General features: G+C 61.4%; 15 protein-coding genes. 4 read left to right on the forward strand and 11 right to left on the reverse strand.

Annotated features, from left to right (window positions below; all coding sequences use genetic code 11):
* Positions 1–192: 192 nt before the first annotated feature.
* Complete coding sequence (locus CUC44_RS18215) at positions 193–1,404, forward strand: winged helix-turn-helix domain-containing protein (protein WP_100861279.1); 1,212 nt, start codon at positions 193–195, stop codon at positions 1,402–1,404.
* Between the two features lie 72 nt (positions 1,405–1,476).
* On the opposite strand, the gene CUC44_RS18220 is transcribed toward CUC44_RS18215, so the two are convergent.
* The 10 genes from CUC44_RS18220 to mscM form a co-directional block, all read right to left on the reverse strand.
* Complete coding sequence (locus CUC44_RS18220) at positions 1,477–2,601, reverse strand: M20 family metallopeptidase (protein ID WP_100861280.1); 1,125 nt, start codon at positions 2,599–2,601, stop codon at positions 1,477–1,479.
* Positions 2,602–2,641: 40 nt separating this feature from the next.
* Positions 2,642–3,109: a YjiG family protein gene (locus CUC44_RS18225; RefSeq protein ID WP_100861281.1), complete on the reverse strand. Its 468-nt coding sequence runs from the start codon at positions 3,107–3,109 to the stop codon at positions 2,642–2,644.
* Entirely contained in the window at positions 3,106–3,828 is a 723-nt protein-coding gene (locus CUC44_RS18230; protein ID WP_100861282.1) for a nucleoside recognition domain-containing protein, read from the reverse strand. The genes CUC44_RS18225 and CUC44_RS18230 overlap by 4 nt, the downstream gene beginning before the upstream one ends.
* A gap of 260 nt (positions 3,829–4,088) precedes the next feature.
* A complete protein-coding gene (frdD, locus tag CUC44_RS18235) occupies positions 4,089–4,445 on the reverse strand; it encodes a fumarate reductase subunit FrdD (RefSeq protein ID WP_100861283.1) in 357 nt (118 codons plus the stop codon).
* A 10-nt stretch (positions 4,446–4,455) separates the two neighbouring features.
* Positions 4,456–4,854, reverse strand: a complete 399-nt coding sequence (locus CUC44_RS18240) for a fumarate reductase subunit C (RefSeq protein ID WP_100861284.1) — start codon at positions 4,852–4,854, stop codon at positions 4,456–4,458.
* 11 nt (positions 4,855–4,865) lie between these two features.
* Positions 4,866–5,600, reverse strand: a complete 735-nt coding sequence (locus CUC44_RS18245) for a succinate dehydrogenase/fumarate reductase iron-sulfur subunit (RefSeq protein ID WP_100861285.1) — start codon at positions 5,598–5,600, stop codon at positions 4,866–4,868.
* Positions 5,593–7,377 carry a fumarate reductase (quinol) flavoprotein subunit gene (gene frdA, locus CUC44_RS18250; protein WP_100861286.1) on the reverse strand — a complete coding sequence of 595 codons (1,785 nt, stop codon included), beginning with the start codon at positions 7,375–7,377 and terminating at the stop codon, positions 5,593–5,595. The genes CUC44_RS18245 and frdA overlap by 8 nt, the downstream gene beginning before the upstream one ends.
* Positions 7,378–7,892: 515 nt before the next feature.
* Positions 7,893–9,770, reverse strand: a complete 1,878-nt coding sequence (locus CUC44_RS18255; protein ID WP_100861287.1) for a methyl-accepting chemotaxis protein — start codon at positions 9,768–9,770, stop codon at positions 7,893–7,895.
* Positions 9,771–9,927: 157 nt separating this feature from the next.
* A complete protein-coding gene (locus CUC44_RS18260) occupies positions 9,928–10,605 on the reverse strand; it encodes a glycerophosphodiester phosphodiesterase (protein WP_100861288.1) in 678 nt (225 codons plus the stop codon).
* 175 nt (positions 10,606–10,780) lie between these two features.
* The gene (mscM, locus tag CUC44_RS18265; RefSeq protein WP_100861289.1) at positions 10,781–14,053 is read right to left on the reverse strand and encodes a miniconductance mechanosensitive channel MscM; all 3,273 of its coding nucleotides are present in this window, start codon (positions 14,051–14,053) and stop codon (positions 10,781–10,783) included.
* Positions 14,054–14,208: 155 nt separating this feature from the next.
* On the opposite strand from mscM, the gene CUC44_RS18270 reads away from it, so the two are divergent.
* Complete coding sequence (locus CUC44_RS18270; RefSeq protein ID WP_167388947.1) at positions 14,209–15,546, forward strand: MATE family efflux transporter; 1,338 nt, start codon at positions 14,209–14,211, stop codon at positions 15,544–15,546.
* A 75-nt stretch (positions 15,547–15,621) separates the two neighbouring features.
* Here CUC44_RS18270 and CUC44_RS18275 read toward each other — a convergent pair whose 3' ends face one another.
* Positions 15,622–16,449 carry a peptidoglycan DD-metalloendopeptidase family protein gene (locus CUC44_RS18275; protein ID WP_100861291.1) on the reverse strand — a complete coding sequence of 276 codons (828 nt, stop codon included), beginning with the start codon at positions 16,447–16,449 and terminating at the stop codon, positions 15,622–15,624.
* A 254-nt stretch (positions 16,450–16,703) separates the two neighbouring features.
* On the opposite strand from CUC44_RS18275, the gene CUC44_RS18280 reads away from it, so the two are divergent.
* Both CUC44_RS18280 and CUC44_RS18285 read left to right on the forward strand, forming a co-directional pair.
* A complete protein-coding gene (locus tag CUC44_RS18280) occupies positions 16,704–17,246 on the forward strand; it encodes a fimbrial protein (protein ID WP_157812803.1) in 543 nt (180 codons plus the stop codon).
* Between the two features lie 10 nt (positions 17,247–17,256).
* On the forward strand, positions 17,257–18,012 hold the full coding sequence (locus CUC44_RS18285; RefSeq protein WP_100861292.1) for a fimbria/pilus periplasmic chaperone: 756 nt from the start codon (positions 17,257–17,259) through the stop codon (positions 18,010–18,012).
* Positions 18,013–18,029: the final 17 nt, after the last annotated feature.

Raw genomic sequence — 18,029 nt, forward strand, 5'->3', positions numbered from 1 at the left:
TCAAGGTTCATGTGCTGCTCGCTTATGTGGAACCAGGTGGCTCATGTATTCATATACACTCTGGTTCCTGCGCTGCTCTTTACCTTGCTGACGACCTCTCGTCACAGATCGTGAACAGGTTCTGAGATGGCCGTTTCCATTTGTCGCCGAGTTGGGCATGCTGATGACCTGCTACCAAGGAGCGGTATTCCCATGTCCATTCCCCATCTCTCACTGCAAGACGCCCGCCACCTGCAACTCGCGGCTCAGGGGCTGCTGACGCCCCCCAGACGCAAGGCGGTCCCCGCCGACGTGCTGGCCTGCATCCGCCAGATGGCGCTGCTGCAGATAGACACCATACAGGTGGTGGCCCGCAGCCCCTATCTGGTGCTGTTCAGCCGTCTCGGCCAGTACGAACCTGGCTGGCTGGACAGCCTGCTGGCGCAGGGGGAGATCTTCGAATACTGGGCCCACGAGGCCTGCTTCGTGCCCCGTGAGGACTACCGGCTGCTGCGCCACCGCATGCTGGATCCCGCCGCCATGGGCTGGAAGTTCTCCGCCCAGTGGCTCGAGACCCACAAAGACGAGATCGCGCAGCTGCTGGCGCTGGTGCGTCAGGAGGGGCCTGTGCGGGCCAGCGACTTCGAGCGCAAGACGGGCAAGGGCAACGGCTGGTGGGATTGGAAGCCCGAGAAGCGCCATTTGGAGGTGCTGTTCACCGCCGGCCAGCTGATGGTGAGCGAGCGCCACAACTTCCAGCGCATCTACGATCTCGCCGAGCGGGTGCGCCCGGACTGGGACGACGGCCGGGACTTGCCGAGCCCGGAGCGAGTGCAAAGGGACATGGTGCGCGCCAGCTGCCGGGCGCTCGGCTTGGTCAAGACCGGCTGGGTGGCGGACTACTACCGACTGCGCCGGGGCAAGTACGATGAACTGCTCCATCAACTGGCAGACGAGGGGGAGCTGCTGCCGGTGCGGGTGGAAGGGTGGAAGCACGGTGCCTTCGTGCACGCCTCCCAAGCAGAGGCGCTGGCACAGGCGCAGGAAGGGACCCTCAAGGCGACTCACAGCGCCGTGCTGTCGCCGTTTGATCCCCTGGTGTGGGATCGCAAGCGGGCCAGTGAGCTGTTCGGGTTCGACTATCGCATCGAGTGCTACACCCCGGCCCCCAAGCGCCAGTACGGCTACTTCGTGCTGCCTCTGCTGCGCCGTGGCAAGCTGGTGGGCCGCCTCGATGCCAAGGCCCACCGAAAGGAGGGGGTGTTCGAGGTCAAGAGCCTCTATCTGGAGGACGGGATGAAGGTGAGTCGGGCCCTGGCCCAGGATCTCTTCAAGGCCATCCAGAAGCTCGCCGACTGGCACCAGACCCCGAGTCTGCGCTTTGGCGCCATCCCGGCGCCCCTGCTGGCCCTGTGGCAGGCATAGGCGTCACGCCAGCCCCATCAAGGACAAAAGCCAGCCGGTGTGAACCGGCTGGCTTTTTAGCAAGGGCTGGGGTCAGTCTGCCAACCGGGTCAGCAGCCGTTGCAGCAGGGCGATGCGGGGCTCTATGCTGGCGAGATCCAGATACTCCTCCTCGCTGTGGAAACCGGCGCCTATGGGGCCAAGGCCATCCAGGGTGGGGATGCCGAGAGAAGCGGTCAGGTTGGCGTCCGAGCCGCCGCCGACCGCTTGCCAGCGAATGGGCAAGTCCAGCTCATCGCCACACTCCTCTACCAAACGCATCAAGGCTTTGGTTCCTTCTGACGGCACCATGGCGGGCTTGTGGGCCTCCCGGGTGAGGCGGATGCCGACCCCCTCGAGGTGGGGGCGAGTGCTCAGGGTCTGCAACTGATCGTCGATCCGCTGATAGGCCTGATTGTCCCAGAAGCGGACATCCACCACGGCGCTGGCCTCGGCCGGCACTATGTTGGCGCCATTGCCCCCCTGCACCAGGCCGACGTTGAGGGTGGTGCCGCTCTTGACGTCGGTGAGGGCGTTGATGGCCAGGATCCAGTGTCCCAGCTCAGAGATGGCGCTGCGCCCCTTCTCGGGCTCGTTGCCGGCGTGGGCAGCTTTGCCGCTAAAGTCGATGCGATAACGGGCCATCCCCTTGCGGGCCTTGACCAGGGAGCCATCGGCGCGGGCTGCCTCGGCTACCAGCACGTGGCGAGCCTCGCGGGCCACCCCCGCCAGCCAGTCGCTGGAGTGAAGGGATCCTATCTCCTCGTCCGGATTCATGCAGACACAGAGGCTGAGGCGATCCCGCACCGCAGGGGGCAGGGTGCGCAGGGCATAGACGATGTTGAGCAGGCCGGACTTCATGTCGGAGACGCCGGGGCCATAGGCCCGCTCGCCATCTGTGGTCATGGGGCGGACGGCGGCGGTACCGAGGGGGAAGACGGTATCCATGTGGCCGATGAGCATCACGTCGATATGCGCGGCATCCGGCTGGTTGCGGATCTCGAGACCCGGCCCCGCGACGCCGCAGTCGACTTGCTTGATGTGCCAGCCACCCATGGCCTGGTACTTGGCCGCCATCAGCTCGGCGACTTGGGCTATGCCGGGCTTGTGCAATGAGCCGCAATCCAGGTTGATGAGGGGAACCAGCTCGGCCAGATAATCATTGAGCGAAAAAGTCATCTATTACTCCAGGCGCCGCGGCGCCATTGGGTGAGTCGGGTCAGAGGATGAGGTTCATCACCAGCATGGCGCCGAAGGCGTTGAGTACCGAGATGGCGATCATGATGGGGATGTAGCGCCCCTCGGTGCCGATGCAGCCGAGGATGCGGCCCACGTACTGCACCTGGGAGCCCATCAGGTAGATGGCGGGGGCCAGGATGGCGATGTGGGTACCGTCCAGTATGCCCTGATCGAACAGTGTGATGACCACGCCGACCGCGCCGCCCATGGACATCCAGGCGCCGATCAACACGGCGGCGGCCTCACCGGGCAGGCCGAAGACGGCCATGATGGGGGCAAAAATCGTGCCCATGGCACCGAGGGCGCCGGTGATCTGCAGCGCCTTGATGATGACGAAGGCCATCAGCACGTTGGGTACCGTGGAGGTGGTGGCGATGACCCAGCCCTTCTTGGCCCCTTCCACGAAGATGTCGGTGACTATGGGTTTCTTGACGTTGGCCTGGCTCATTTGGCTTGCTCCTGGACGGATGTAGTGGTGGTGCTCTCGTCTGACTTGCCCTGGGTCAGGTTGAGATAGAGGCGAAACAGGTTGGCGCCGACGAATTTGAAGGCAAACATCACGATCACCGCGAGGCCGATGGAGGCGCTGACCGCCGGGGTGCCGTCCGCCAGGGCCAGGGTGAAGAGCACGGCGCCGGAGGAGAAGAAGTTGACTATGGTGGCGCCGGCGGAGAACTGGAACATGGTGAAGACATCGGTTTCGCGCTGGGTGATGAGCCCCTCATCCTTGAGCTGACGGGTCATGGCGGCGCCGGCGTCCGTGCTCTGCAGGGAGGCGATGAGGGCGAGACCGGTATTGCCCGGCACCCCCATCAGCGGGCGCAGCAAGGGGGTCAGCAGCTTGCGGGCCGCATCGAGGGCGCCGTAGTGCTCCAGCACGTTGATCATGCCGAGGGCGAACATGACGGTGGGGATCAGGGTCAGGGCGAACAGGAAGCCGTCCCGGGCGCCGTTGCCCCCCTTGCCCCGCATGTCGGTCATGGCGGTCTTGATGCCGTCACCACTGTCGCTGACGCTCTGCACCATGGTGCCAAACGATCCGTTCAAGGTGGTGAAGTCGAATACCCCGTACCACTGATTGGACTGCAGCAGCCCAGAGAAGAAGACAATGGCGAAGGCCAGTGCCAGGTAACTGCCCAGGGTCACCGAGCGATTCTTGTCAGTCATGATATAGCTCCATATGAGAAAATATTTAATCGTTGCTGATTATGGTGGGGCGAGGTGCTGCGAACTTGATGGGGGTCAAGATAGGGTGCTGAAAATGATACTGTTGTCAGTATTTTGTGATGCTGGTCAGCTATTTATTGGAATATTAATTCGTCATATGGGATCGGATGGCGTGCAGGGCGAGATGTCGGCGTTATGTGCCAAATGATGGTCATAAAAAAACCGGGCACTGGGCCCGGTTTTCGATGCAGACGATGGGATTACTGGAACACCAGCACCATCAGCAGACCGACCGTGATGGCGGACACCAGGAAGGCAAAGCCATAGAACACATAGTGGTGCAGCTTGGTGGTGTGGATCCCAAGATCGTGCAGACCGTGGTAGATCCGGTGCATGCCGTGCCAGATGGGCAGGGCGATGACCACCAGCAGGATGCAGGCACCCCACCAGGAGCTGGCGAAGGCGAGCACGCGCTCGTAGCTCATGGTCTCCACGTCCATGATGCCCATGGGCACCAGCAGACCTGTGATGAGGACCAGCACCGGCAGCAGCATGGCGACCACCATGCCACCTGCACCAAAGAGTCCCCAGTAAATCGGTTCGTCAGAACGTCTCATGATTTTCTCCTCAGGCCACGATGATCAGAACAAGCAGGGATACCACCGCCAGTGCCACGTACTGGACGATGACGATCGGCTTCTCCGGCACCAGGTCTTCACCACGGAAGATACGCATGGCCTTGGGGGCCAGGGCGAACCAGGTCTTGGCGTGGAACAGGCAGGCTGCCAGCGCGATGACATGGAACAGGATGGCGATGGGGCTTTGCAGGGATTCCAGCCAGCCGTTGAACGCTTCCTGACCCTGTACCAGTCGCATCAGACCCCACATCAGCACCACGGCGTAGATGGAGACGAAGATACTGGTGCCTTCGCGGATCATGTAACCGGTGTAGAAGGCGTTCTTCAGCCACCAGTCTTTCTTCATTTCGCGCACGTAAGGCTTACGTTTGCTCTCTGTGTTGTTCATGGTCTCACTCCTCAATCCGGCTTGAACATGGCGATCATGTAGTCCTTGGCGCTCTCGACCTTGCCAAGCTGGATGGCGGCGGCCGGATCCACACCCTTGGGACAGACATCAGAGCAGTAACCCACGAAGGTACAGCCCCAGACGCCCTCGTCCTGGCTGATGATCTTCATCCGCTCCTTGGACGCGCTGTCACGGTTGTCCACGTTGTAGCGATAGGCCAGTGCCAGGGCTGCGGGACCGGTGAACTTCTTGTTGATGCCGTACTGCGGGCAGGCGGCGTAGCACAGGCCACAGTTGATGCACATGGAGAACTGGTGATACTTCGCCATGTCAGCCGGGGTCTGGATGTACTCGCCATCGCACAGATTGCGGGTCTCGGCCGGGATGATGTAGGGCTTGATGCTCTCCAGCTTCTCGATGAAGTCGGACATGTCGACCACCAGATCGCGCTCGATCGGGAAGTTGTTGAGCGGCTCTATGGTCATCTTGCCCGGCAGGTAGTCCCGCAGGAAGGTCTTGCAACCGAGCTTCGGAATGCCGTTGACCATCATGCCGCAGGAGCCGCAGATCGCCATCCGGCAGGACCAGCGGAAGCTCAGGGTGGAGTCCAGCTGATCCTTGATGTACTGCAGGGCGTCCAGCAGGGACATCTCTTTCAGGTAAGGCACCTGGAAGGTCTGCATCCAGGGCTCGTTGTCCTGCTCCGGGCGGTAGCGCAGGATCTCAATTTCGATCATCTCAGCCATTCTTCTTAGCCTCGTCTTGTTTCTCACCCTCGGAACCGTACACACGTTTTGCCGGTTGGGATTTAGTGATCTTCACATCGGAGTAATCGATGGTCGGGACGCCTTCCTGGTTGTAGAAGGAGAGGGTGTGCTTGAGGTAGTTCACGTCATCCCGCTCTTCGTAACCGTCAAGACGCTGGTGGGAACCACGAGACTCTTTGCGGTTGATGGCGGAGTGCGCCATGGCCTCGGCCACGTCCAGCATGTAGCCCAGTTCGATGGCGTACAGCAGATCCGTGTTGAAGACGGAGGATTTGTCGTTGATCTTGACCTTCTTGTAACGGGCCTTCAGCTCGTTGATCTTGTCGATGGTGCCCTGCATCAGCTCTTCGGTACGGTAGATACCGACCCCGGCTTCCATGGACAGACCCAGTTCGTTACGGATATCGGCCGGGTTCTCGGTGCCGTCGATGTCGAGCAGGGAGAGGTGCTGCTTGATCAGCGCCTCGGCCTTGGCAGCCAGAGCTTGCGTGTTGCCGTGAGTCTGGGTCTTGGCAAATTCACCGGCATGTTCACCGGCCACCTTGCCGAATACCACGATTTCGGACAGGGAGTTGGAGCCCAGACGGTTGGCGCCGTGCAGACCGACAGAGGCACACTCGCCCAGGGCATACAGACCCGGCATGCGGGTGGCGCACTGGCCGTTGGTCTCGATGCCACCCATGGTGTAGTGGGCGGTCGGACGGACCGGGATAGGTTCCTTGACCGGATCCACACCCACGTAGGCCTTGGCCAGTTCGCAGATGAAGGGCAGACGCTCTTTGAGGTACTTCTCGCCGAGGTGACGCAGGTCGAGGTGAACCACATCCCCCATGGGGCCCTGGATCACGCGGCCTTTCTGCTGCTCTTGCCAGAATGCCTGGGAGAGACGATCGCGCGGACCCAGCTCCATGTGCTTGTTCTTCGGCTGGCCGACCGGGGTTTCCGGGCCCAGACCATAGTCTTGCAGGTAGCGGTAGCCATCCTTGTTGACCAGGATGCCACCCTCACCACGACAACCTTCGGTCATCAGGATGCCGGTGCCCGGCAGGCCGGTCGGGTGATATTGCACGAATTCCATGTCCCGCAGGGGCACGCCGTGGCGGTAGGCCAGCGCCATGCCGTCACCTGTGACTATGCCGCCGTTGGTGTTGTAGCGGTACACGCGACCGGCGCCGCCGGTGGCCAGAATGACGGATTTGGCCTGGATGAAGCGGGTGACGCCGTTCTGGATGTCGAAGGTCAGGACACCTTGCACGCGGCCATCTTCCACGATCAAGTCCATGCAGAAGTGCTCGTCAAAGCGCTTGATGCTCGGGTACTTGATGGAGGTCTGGAACAGGGTGTGCAGGATGTGGAAACCGGATTTGTCGGCGGCAAACCAGGTGCGGGGGATCTTCATCCCGCCGAAGCGGCGCACGTTCGCCTTGCCGTCCGGCTTGCGGCTCCAGGGGCAACCCCAGTGCTCCAGCTGGATCATCTCGTTGGTGGCGTTGTTGACGAAGTAATCGACCACGTCCTGCTCACACAACCAGTCGCCACCGGATACGGTGTCGTTGAAGTGGTTTTCGAGGGAGTCATCATCACGGACGACGCCGGCGGCGCCACCTTCTGCGGCCACTGTGTGGCTGCGCATCGGGTAAACCTTGGAAATCAGGGCGATTTCCAGCTCAGGGTGGGCCTCTGCTATGGCGATAGCGGCACGCAGGCCACCACCACCAGCACCGATGATGGCGACATCGGTCTTGATAATATCCACATCTGCCTCCTTAGGGATAGATTTGCTGGGCACGATTTTGCTCTATGAAAAAAATTCAGGCTTGATGCAAGTCAAACTGGTTTGTTTTAGTGCTTGGCAATGGTGGTTTTTACTGCAACCACCCCATTCCTTGGATAAAAATGCCGTCATTATCGCCATCCATCAGTGATCTGGATCAGCCGTAATCGTTACTCGGATTATTTTAACCCCAAGATTGTACGTATTTTTCTTTCAAAAAAATGAGAAATGCCTCTCTTTTTAGGTATTACCCCTAAAGTTTTTAAGTTTTTTATCAAAAATATTTAATAATAATTATTCGCAAAAACTATGTGGCGAAAAGGCTTCAAAAAAGTAATGCGAATATAACTTTGATGGGATACGTATGCGTCAGCATGTTAGCCAAATGGAGAAGCTGATCACAGGGTGGCGGGGGCCGAGAGGTAATTATAACCACTGAAACAGAAACATTTTATATAAAAAAGGGGCCTGAACGGCCCCTTTGACTCTGGATGGCATCAGATGCGGAACATGCCCACCTGGTTGTTCAGCTCACCTGAAATATTTTTAAGCTGAGCCGACAGATTGCGGGAGCTGTCGGCGTCCACCGCCAGCTCGTCCGAGACATCCTTGACCGCCTGTATGTTGCGGCTGACCTCGTCGGTCACCGCCCGCTGCTCCTCGGCGGCGCTGGAGATCTGGGTCGCCATGTCGGAGATCTGGTTGATGGAGGTGGTGATCTGCACCAGGGCCTGGGTGGCATCGTTAGCGTCTTCCACGCTGTTCTGCGCCAGTAGCTGGCCCTCGTGCATGGTGCTGACGGCGCCCTGGGTATTGCGCTGCAGGGTCTCTATCATGCTGCGGATCTCGACGGTGGAGCTGTGGGTGCGCTGGGACAGCACCCGCACCTCGTCCGCCACCACGGCGAAGCCGCGGCCCTGTTCACCGGCCCGGGCCGCCTCGATGGCGGCATTCAGTGCCAGCAGGTTGGTCTGCTCGGCGATGCCCTGGATGGTGGAGAGTATGGTGTTGATCTCCTGTGCGTTCTTCTCCAGCTCCTGGATGATGCCGGAGGCCTGCTTGACCTGGGTGGCGAGATCCGTGATGGAGCGCTGGTTGCGGGCGATCACCTGCTTGCCGTGTTCACAACTGCTGGAGCTGCTGCGGGCCGCCTCGGCGGTCTGCTCGGCGTTGCTGGCCACCTCCACCGCGGTGGCAGACATCTCGTGCACCGCGGTCGCTATCTGGGAGATCTCGTTCTGCTGGCGGGCCAGCCCCTGGTTGGATTTCTCCGCCATGTCGTGAGACGACTTGGCCTGCTGGTTCAGCTGCCCTGAGGAGTTGGAGATGTCCTGCACCATCACGTGGATGCGCTCGATGAAGGTGTTGACGTGCTTGGCGACTGTGCCGACCTCGTCTTCACGCTCGATCTTGATGCGGCGGGTCAGATCGCCGTTGCCACGGGAGAGATCCGCAATGGCGTCCCCTAGGGTTTTCAGCGGTGCCAGGGAGCCGTTGATGGCCACATAGGAGAAGCCTGCGACGATGAGGATGGTCAGCAGCCCCTGCAGCAGGGCCGAGGTAACCATGCGGGAGACGGACTGATAGGCCACCGCCTCGTCCACGACTATGCCGAAGTACCAGTTGGTGTTGGGGATCTCGGTGAGATCGAACACGCTCGCCTTGCCGCTGATCTCCATCTCGGAGATGGTGTGGTCATGAGCCAGCTCGTTGACCTTGGCGGCGGTCAGCTCGGGGGAGAGGGCAGTGGCCTGCTTGAGGGTCAGCCCCTTGTCCGGGTGGGCGATGATGGTGCCGTTGCTGTCCACCAGGATGGCGTAGGTACCCTCGGAGTTCATGGCCAGCACGTCGCGCACCAGGCCGTCGATGGAGACGTCACCGGCGATCACCCCTTCGGTGTTGCCGCGGGTGAAGGGCTCGGCGATGGTGATGATGAGGTTGCCCGAGGCCGCGTCGGCGTAGGGGGGAGTGATGGCAAGCTTGCCGGCCGCCATGGCATCCTTGTACCAGGGGCGCTGGCGCGGATCATAGCCGGCGGGCAAGTCGGTCGGCTTGCCCTGGATCATCCGCCCATCCTTGGTGCCTACGTAGACCAGATCGAAGTTGCCTGCGTTCATGGACTGGGCCAGGTGACTGATGGGTTCGTCTTCCTTGGCGAAGGCTTCCTTGGTGGAGGTCACCATGCTGATGCGGGCGTCGAGCCAGCGGGAGATCCCCTTGACGTTGGCGGCCGAACTGTCGTCGATGAAGCTCCAGATCAGGCGCTGGGTTTCACTGCGCAGCTGGGAGGTGTTGTACCAGACCTGCAGGCCTGTGATGACCAGAATGATGGCCCCGATGGCGAGGACCAGCTTGTTCTTGATGGATAGATTCATGTGTACATCCTTGTGAGCGTCAATCTGAGATCTGTGTGGTGTCTGTTATTGTTATGAGCCAATTATGTATCGGCTGAAATGGCACTTTATATATCCCGATGCGCACTTATTTTCAGTTTTTTTCACCTCCCCATGGCCCGCCAGGCCGCGCCAATACTCACTTGAATCGATCTGGCCGGTTGGTAAAGATGCCATCGACACCCATGGCTGCGAGTGTGTCTCTGTCACTCATCTCATCGACCGTATAGATCAATACCTTTAACCCTCGGCGGTGGGCATCCGCCACCAGTTCGGCATCCACGAAATCCACATCGCAATTGAGGGACCAGGCCCCCAGCTGCTCGGCGAACTGGGCATGTTGCAATGGCAGGTTGGCGGTCAGGGCGCCGAGGCGCAGCTCGGGCCGCAGGGCGGCGAAGCGCGCGAGCTCTGGATGGTGGAAGGAGGAGACAACCCACTGGGCCAGGCGAAAGCCAAGCTCTGCCTCGGCGCGGCGGGTCAGGGCCGCCACCGGCTCGGCGGTATGGGGCCCCTTGAGCTCGATATGCAGCTCGCAGCGCCCCGCAATCAGGGTCATCACCTGCCACAGGGTCGGGATCTGCTCCCCCTGACCCGCGTCCAGGCTTTCTATATAAGCGCGGGATTGATCGGTGAGCACGCCGCGGCCATTGGTACAGCGCTCCAGCCGCCGGTCGTGAAATACCCACAACTCGCCGTCGGCCCACTGCACATCGAGCTCGATGGCGCTGGCGCCGAGTTCGATGGCCAGCGCCATCGCCCTGAGGGTGTTCTCCGGCGCCAGTCCGCTGGCGCCCCTGTGGGCAATGATCTGCATGGTATGGTTCCTTTTGTCGTAGTGGGAGGCTGGGAGGGAGCCCGTTAGCCCCGACTCATTCTGATATCAATCTGCTGGTGCGGCAGATGTATGCCCAGCTGATGCAGTTTCTCCAGGATCTGCGAATGGACCTCGTGGGTGCATGGGGACATGCGGTGATCCCTGTGTGGCACGATCACCCCCGACTCATTCTGATATCGATCTGCTGGTGCGGCAGATGCATGCCTAATTGATGCAGTTTCTCCAGGATCAATGAATGCACCTCGTGGGTGATCGGCATGCGGTGGTCCATGTTGTTCACATACAGCCGGATCTCGTAGATGAGGGCCGAGTCGGTGAACTCGATCAGGAACACCTCTGGGGTCGGGGTATCCAGCACCAGGGTGGATTCGCGCACACACTGCTCCAGCAGTTGCTGCACCCGTTTGGGTTCCTGGGTCAGGCCGATGCGGATGCGCAGCTTGACCCGGGTGATGGCGTCAGACAGAGACCAGTTGATGAACTGCTCCGTGATGAAGGCCTTGTTGGGAACTATGATCTCCTTCCTGTCCCAGTCGACTATCGTGGTGGCGCGGGTCTTGATCTTGGTGACGGTGCCGGTCAGGTCCCTGATGGTGACGGTATCGCCGAGCCGGATCGGTTTCTCGAACAAGATGATGAGGCCGGAGACGAAGTTCGCGAAGATCTCCTGCAAGCCGAAGCCCAGCCCCACCGAGAGCGCAGCCACCAGCCACTGGGTCTTGGACCAGTCGATGCCGAGCATGGAGAAACCGGTGAGGGCGCCGATCAGCAGCACCAGATACTTGCTGACCGTGGTCAGGGCGAAGCCGGTACCCGGGGAGAGGCTCAGGTGCTGGAGCAGGGTGAGCTCCATCAGACCAGGCAGGCTGCGGGCGGTGACCACTGTCAGGATGAAGACGAAGGCGGTCAGCATCAGATCCTGCAAGGTGATGGCGGAGAGCTGCTCTATGCCCGCGACCTTGCTGCTCACCTGCCACACCTCGATGCTGCTGAGGAAGCTGAACGCCGAGTTGAGATCGGACCATTGCACCACCACCAGCATGGTGAAGCCCAGCATCAGCAGGGTGCGCACCAGCCCGAGGGACTGAGCGCTGATGGTGTCCAGATCCAGTCCGGGCTCGTCGATCACATCGGGGATCTCGGAGCTCAAGTCATCCTCGTCCCGCTCTCGCTGGGCCAGGATCTCCGCCCGCTTGTGCTTGGCGCGATCGAAGGCGAGGCGGCGGCGCTGGATCAGCATCCAGCGGTGGGCGAGATAATAGATGAGCAGGCAGCCGAGCCCCATCAGCAGGCTCAGCTCAAGCTGGCGCAGCAGGGTGCGTGAGGTATAGAAGTAGCCAAACAGGGAGCCGAGCACCGCCAGCAAAGGGGCCAGCATCAGGCTGTTCCAGATGAAGTGGTGCAGCAGGTGCGGCTTGCTCATGTCGGCCTGACCCCAGGTGAGCGGCAGCTTCTCCCGGTTGAGACGGGCGAAGAACAGCAGCAGCCAGAGGGCGCCGACGATGAAGGCCAGCCGACCGAGGGAGTCGTAGAAGGCGTGCTCCTGATAGCTGCTGGCCATGCCCTGCACGAAGAAGCAGGGGATCAGCACCAGCAGCAGGGTGCGAAACTGGCCCCAAATCCGCTGCACCCGCTCCTTCTGCCAACGGAAATGCAGGATCAGGATCCCCTTGTCCAATGTGAGATGACGGGCCACCAGCAGGGCCAGCAGCAGGAACCAGATCTCGCCGAGGCCACGGGCGACCGCCACCGCGAACGGATATTGCCAGGCGCCGTCCAGCAGGCCGTGGATCATCAGCACCATGGCGGGCAGGGGCAGGGCCGCGAGCAGGGAGCGCACCAGCAACCGGCTGGTGAGGCTGAACTTGTCCTGGGTCACTTTGCCGATGCGCGGGGCTATGTACTGGCTGTATTGGGTCAGGTGGCGGGCGAGTTTCACCCAGCACCAGGCCAGCACCAGCAGGCCGAGGCCGGCCAGGGTCAGGCTCATGGGGCTGTTTTCGGCGATGGCGTGGGGCAGTTGCAGCCAGTTGCCGGGGTTGAGGGCCAGGCCCAGCGCGGCGGGCACCCCGAGCAGCACGACCGGGCTCAGGGGGCGCACATCCGGCATCCAGAACAGGTGGCTCGCGCTTATCTCGCGGATCTCGTCGATCTTGCTGTTCTGGCGGCTATAGATGAGCTTGAGGCGGGTCTGCTCCTGGATCAGGGTATCGGAGGCGTCGTTGAGCCGGGTCAGCAGCTGTCGCCTGGCCTTGAGCAGGTTATCGAGCACGGCGCGCTGGGCCCTGTCCAGGGTGACGCCGTCGCTGCCGAGCAAGGCGTTGCGCACCTGCACCGGATCCTTGAGGGTATCCTGCTCCGTCTCGTACTGGTATTTCGCCATGCGCGCCTTGACGATGGCGGATTCCAGCTTGTCCAGCGGATAGTAGGCGGGCAGATCGGCGAGCTTGCTGCGCAGGTTCTCGCCGTAGGCGTTACTTATCTGCAGCCACTCCAACTGCTCGCGCACCGAGTTGACCAGATCGTTCAAACCGGACAGGGACTTGTCGACCCCGCGCTGCTCGTCCTGCACCCGTTCAATCTGATCCTCCAGGGCGCCGAGCTGGATGGAGAGCCCCTGGTTCTGTTGCTGCTGCTCCTGCAGCAGGGGCAGGTCCGAGGTGAGCTGCCTGCGCAGCCGCTCGCTCTCGGCCAATGCCTGCTCCGTCTTCTCCCGCCGCAACTGGTTTTGCTGGGTGAGCAGGCTGGCCTGCCACTCGTCCTCATCCGTGATGGCGAGGTTGAGTTCCTGCAGCTTCAGCTTGCCGAGATCGTTGCGCTGCTGGGCGGAGAGCTGCTCCAGCTCCAGCATCTGGATCCGATCCGACAGGCTCTGCTCCTTGAGGCGGGCCGCCAGCTGCTGGGCCTCCTGCAGGCGATCCGATTCATTGCTGAAACTCAGGCGATCGAGCTGGGTCCGGGTCTGCTGCAGCTGTTTGCGCAGCTCATCGACCCTCAGGTGATACTCCTGGCCCGTGGTCTCCAGTTGGTTGAGGGCATCGGTCACCGCCTGGCGCTCCTTGCGCAGGTTGAGCTGGCGGTTGCTGCTGAGGCTAATGGCTTGATGCAGCGCCTCTTCCTTGAGGGAGGAGAGCGACGGGCGTGACTGGGGCTGGTAGTTGTGCAGCCCCTCCTTGAGGCGGGCCGATTCCTTGGGGTAGTCGATGAGGATCTGCTGATAGGCCTTGCTCTGCTCCCGGTAACGCTGGGCATCCCGGGCATATTGCAGCGCCTGCTGGTAGCTTTCCCGCAGTTGCTGGTTCTCCGGGGTGTCCGTCTTGGGCACGCTCTGCAGCAGCTCCTCGACCTGGGTGATGGCGTCGTCGGCCTGGGCGAAAAAGGGGAGCAGGCTGAGACAGAGCATCAGACAGAGCAGGCGTTGCAACATGGCGCACGTTTCCGTTCATGAGAGTTGGCCCTAGCCTAAAGCAGGGGCCGGGGCGGGTAAAGTTTTCCAGATTAATGATTCGCAACATAAATAACGGGCTAACAGGGCCTTGTTTGGCTATTATCCCGCTCATTTCCCCTGCTGCAGAGCATCTTATGTCCACCCTCGATCTGGGCACGGCGCCCCTTTCCCGCCTCTTCCTGCGCTATGTCACCCCGACGGTCGCCGCCATGCTGGTCACCGGGGTCTATGTGACCATAGATGGCATCTTCGTCGGCCATATCCTGGGCCAGGATGGGTTGGCAGGCATGATGCTGGCTTATCCCATCTGCGCCGTGCTCTACGCGGTGGGGGCGCTGATCGGCATGGGCTCCTCGTCGCTCGCGTCCTTCTATCTGGGCAAGGGGGAGCAGGCCAGGGCGCGCCATATCGTCGGCAATGCGTTGGTGATGGTGTTGATAGCGTCCGCCGTGCTCGCCTTCATCGGCATCCGCTATGGCGCGGCCATGCTGGCCTGGATGGGGGCCGAAGGGGTTATCTTCGACGCTGGCTTTGCCTACCTGCAGTGGTACGCCTGGCTCGGGGTCTTCGCCGTGCTCTCCATGGCCTTCACCGCCCTGCTGCGCAACGATGGTCGCCCCGGCCTCACCACCTGGATTTTGGTGGGCGGCGGCGTGCTCAACGTGCTGCTCGACTACCTGCTGATGGCGGTGATCCCCTGGGGACTGGCGGGGGCGGCCATCGCTACCATGCTCTCCCAGGCGGTGACCGGGGGCCTGTGCCTGTGGCACTTCTTCACCCCCCGCAGCCAGCTGCGCATTCGCTGGGACACGCTGGTGCCGGACTGGCGGTTGATGGGGGAAACCCTGCGACTCGGGGTGTCGAGCTTTTTGATGTACCTCTACCTCTCTGTGGTGCTGGCGCTGCACAACAAGGCGCTGCTGGCGGTGGGCAGTTCGCTGCACGTGGCCGCCTACGGGGTCATCAGCTACAGCGAGGCCTTCTTCTATCTCATCTTCGAGGGGATCGCCATGGGCATCCAGCCCATCGCCAGCTTCAATGCCGGCGCCGGCAACTGGCAGCGGGTGCTGAGAATTCGCAATCTGGCACTGGGAGTGACCATGGTAGTGGCCTTGTGTGGCATGATCCCTCTATATCTGTGGCCGGAGGCAGTGGTTTATCTATTTGCAGGGGACAACGCAGCCCTGCTGCCGGTGGCGACCCTCGGCATCTGGCTCTACTTCTGGGGCCTGCCGATGGAGGGGCTGCTGCTGGTGGGAGCCACCTACTTCCAGGCCATCAACCGGGCCCGCATCGCCTCCCTGCTCACCGGCGGCAAGCTGGTGTTGATCGGCGGCTTCCTGTGGGGCTTCTCCTCCCTGTGGGGGGTCTCCGGCGTCTGGCTGGCGCTGCCCACCTGCAGCACCGTACTGGTATTGGTGATGTGGCGGGCCATGCGCAAGGAGGCGGGCCTGCACGGTGCCTTGGGTTGAGGCGGCAACTAAGTGATGCATTGAACGCTAAAAAAAGAGGCAGCCCAGGCTGCCTCTTTTCATTCTCTCTTTCGCTCAAGGCTTGAAGGCCCCGATGAAGATGGCGGGATCGACGCGGGTGTCGTTCAGGCTGACGTTCCAGTGCATGTGGGGACCGGTGGCGCGGCCGGTGGCGCCGACCCGGCCGACGATGCCGCCCCGTGGCAGGCTCTGGCCCAGCTTCACGTCCACCTTGGACATGTGGCAGAACATGCTGATGAGCCCCTGGCCGTGGTCGACGAACACCGTATTGCCGTTGAAGAAGTAGTTGCCTATCAGGATCACCTTGCCCGCCGCCGGCGCCTTGATGGGAGTGCCGGCGCCGACCGCGAAGTCGAGGCCAGAGTGAGGGTTGCGCTCCTCGCCATTGAAGAAGCGGCGCAGGCCAAACGGGCTGGAGAGGGGGCCGTTGACCGGCTTGTCGAACATCAGATTGCTGGGCTGACCAGGGCTGAAGACCTGATAGGCCTTGTTTTGTTCGGCCAACTCCCGGTTGATGCGCACCATGTCTTCGGCCAGCGGATTGACCTGGCGTGTGTTCTTCAACTTGATGTGCTGCTCGCGGTAGTGCTTGTTGCCGACCTGAAAGTCGAGCTTGCGGCCATCGTTCACCACCAGCTGATGGGGGCCGGCGGTGCTCTTGAGGGGGATGCCGACGATGGCTATCCAATGACGTCCCTCTTCACGCACCACCAGCACGGGTTTGTCCTGATAACGGGCGCTGGGCGCTTGCGCACCATCCCCCAGCGGCACCACGGCCACACCACCGGGCACGGGGTGATTGAGCAGGCGACTGATGAAGCCGGGTTCGGCATGGAGCTGGGTACTGCCGAGCAGAAGAATGAAGAAGAACAGGCGGCGCATGAGGGCTCCATGAAAAAAGGCGGATGATTTCTGAGGGGGAAAATGATGCCACATTCCCGCTGGGCTGTCCGCCGCGCTGGACAAGGGGGTCAAATAAAGATGTTGTCCAGGGGCGAGCAAGCTCAGCGCTCTTGTGCTATTTACTAATATATCACTATGATTTGGTTGTTGAATGACACCCATGGTGACAAGGGAAATTGCACTGGCAGGGAACACGGCAGTCGCCAGCGACATCCAGGTAGATGGAGGTTGTGATGAAGACGAACGCTCTCTTTATGCTCGCACTCGCGATGGGCACACTGGTGTCTGTCCCCGTAGCCGCCTTCAATGGCACCATTACCATCAATGGGGAAGTGACCGCCGGTACCTGTGCCATCGCCGTCAATGGCGGTAACGCCTCCGCCACAGTGACCCTGCCCACCGTCAGCACCAATGCGTTGACCAGCATAGGTCAGACCGCGGGGGCGACAGGGTTCAATCTTGCGCTCACCGGCTGCCCAGTCACGGGGTCGGTGCGGGCCTACTTCGAGAATGTCGGGGTGGCCCAGGCTACGGGTAACCTGACCAACAAGGCCGTGGCCGCGGGTGGCAAGAACCCGGCCCAGAACGTGGAGGTGCAGATCCTCTCGGCCAACAGTTCTGTCATCGATCTTCGCACCAACACCAACAACTCTCTGGTCAATTTCAGTGGCACAGGGACGGCCACCCTCTACTACAGCGCCCAGTATGTCGCCACCGGGGCCGTCGGTGCGGGTCTGGTCTCGGCGGATCTCATCTATTCACTGGATTATCACTGAGAATCGTCCCATGAGCCGGCTTGGTAGTGGCAAGGGGATGATGCTGGGTCGTCTGCTCTGGTGGGTGGCACTGTTGCTTCCCTGGCAAGCCTGGAGTTATGTCCAGATCTCCGGCACCCGGGTCATCTACCCGGCCAGCGCCAGGGAGGTCACGCTGGAGCTTATCAACAAGGGGACGACCCCCTCCCTGGTGCAGGTGTGGCTGGATGCCGGTGATCGTCGCATTCAGCCGGGCGTTGAAACACTTCCTTTTTTGATCACTCCCCCCATCACCCGGATCGAGGCACAGCGCGGACAATCGCTGCGTCTCGCTTATTTGGGGCAGGGCCTGCCTCAGGATCGCGAGTCCGTCTTCTGGTTGAACGTCTTGGAAGTACCGCCCAGCACCAAGGCCAGCCAGGCGGGCCAGAATCAGGTTCAGCTCGCCTTTCGCTCTCGCATCAAGTTGTTTTACCGGCCTGAGGGGTTGGCTGGCGATGTGGAACGATCCGCTCATCAGCTGAGCTGGCGCCTGGTTAGGCAGGGGCAGGGATATGCGCTGCGTGCCAGCAACCCGAGCCGCTATCACGTCAGCATCAGCAATCTGGAGTTGCAGACGGCCGATGCCAAGGCCTACAGCAATCTCAGTGGTGGCATGGTCGCCCCTGGCGGCAGCCTGGATTTCCCGGTGGAAAGGCTCGCTGGCACCGTCCATGCCAAGGCCGTGACCTTCTATTGGCTCAATGACTATGGTGCCCGCGAGGTGGGCCGATTCGTCTTCAACTGATCCCTGGTTGTGGCGCG

It is taken from the genome of Aeromonas lusitana (genome assembly GCF_002812985.1).
Taxonomy (GTDB): domain Bacteria; phylum Pseudomonadota; class Gammaproteobacteria; order Enterobacterales; family Aeromonadaceae; genus Aeromonas; species Aeromonas lusitana.

Bases quoted from the DNA above. Each gene is read 5' to 3' on its own strand.
- CUC44_RS18215 (WP_100861279.1), top strand. From the start codon at position 193: ATGTCCATTCCCCATCTCTCACTGCAAGACGCCCGCCACCTGCAACTC.
- CUC44_RS18220 (WP_100861280.1), bottom strand. From the start codon at position 2,601: ATGACTTTTTCGCTCAATGATTATCTGGCCGAGCTGGTTCCCCTCATC.
- CUC44_RS18225 (WP_100861281.1), bottom strand. From the start codon at position 3,109: ATGAGCCAGGCCAACGTCAAGAAACCCATAGTCACCGACATCTTCGTG.
- CUC44_RS18230 (WP_100861282.1), bottom strand. From the start codon at position 3,828: ATGACTGACAAGAATCGCTCGGTGACCCTGGGCAGTTACCTGGCACTG.
- frdD (WP_100861283.1), bottom strand. From the start codon at position 4,445: ATGAGACGTTCTGACGAACCGATTTACTGGGGACTCTTTGGTGCAGGT.
- CUC44_RS18240 (WP_100861284.1), bottom strand. From the start codon at position 4,854: ATGAACAACACAGAGAGCAAACGTAAGCCTTACGTGCGCGAAATGAAG.
- CUC44_RS18245 (WP_100861285.1), bottom strand. From the start codon at position 5,600: ATGGCTGAGATGATCGAAATTGAGATCCTGCGCTACCGCCCGGAGCAG.
- CUC44_RS18255 (WP_100861287.1), bottom strand. From the start codon at position 9,770: ATGAATCTATCCATCAAGAACAAGCTGGTCCTCGCCATCGGGGCCATC.
- CUC44_RS18260 (WP_100861288.1), bottom strand. From the start codon at position 10,605: ATGCAGATCATTGCCCACAGGGGCGCCAGCGGACTGGCGCCGGAGAAC.
- mscM (WP_100861289.1), bottom strand. From the start codon at position 14,053: ATGTTGCAACGCCTGCTCTGTCTGATGCTCTGTCTCAGCCTGCTCCCC.
- CUC44_RS18270 (WP_167388947.1), top strand. From the start codon at position 14,209: ATGTCCACCCTCGATCTGGGCACGGCGCCCCTTTCCCGCCTCTTCCTG.
- CUC44_RS18275 (WP_100861291.1), bottom strand. From the start codon at position 16,449: ATGCGCCGCCTGTTCTTCTTCATTCTTCTGCTCGGCAGTACCCAGCTC.
- CUC44_RS18280 (WP_157812803.1), top strand. From the start codon at position 16,704: ATGAAGACGAACGCTCTCTTTATGCTCGCACTCGCGATGGGCACACTG.
- CUC44_RS18285 (WP_100861292.1), top strand. From the start codon at position 17,257: ATGAGCCGGCTTGGTAGTGGCAAGGGGATGATGCTGGGTCGTCTGCTC.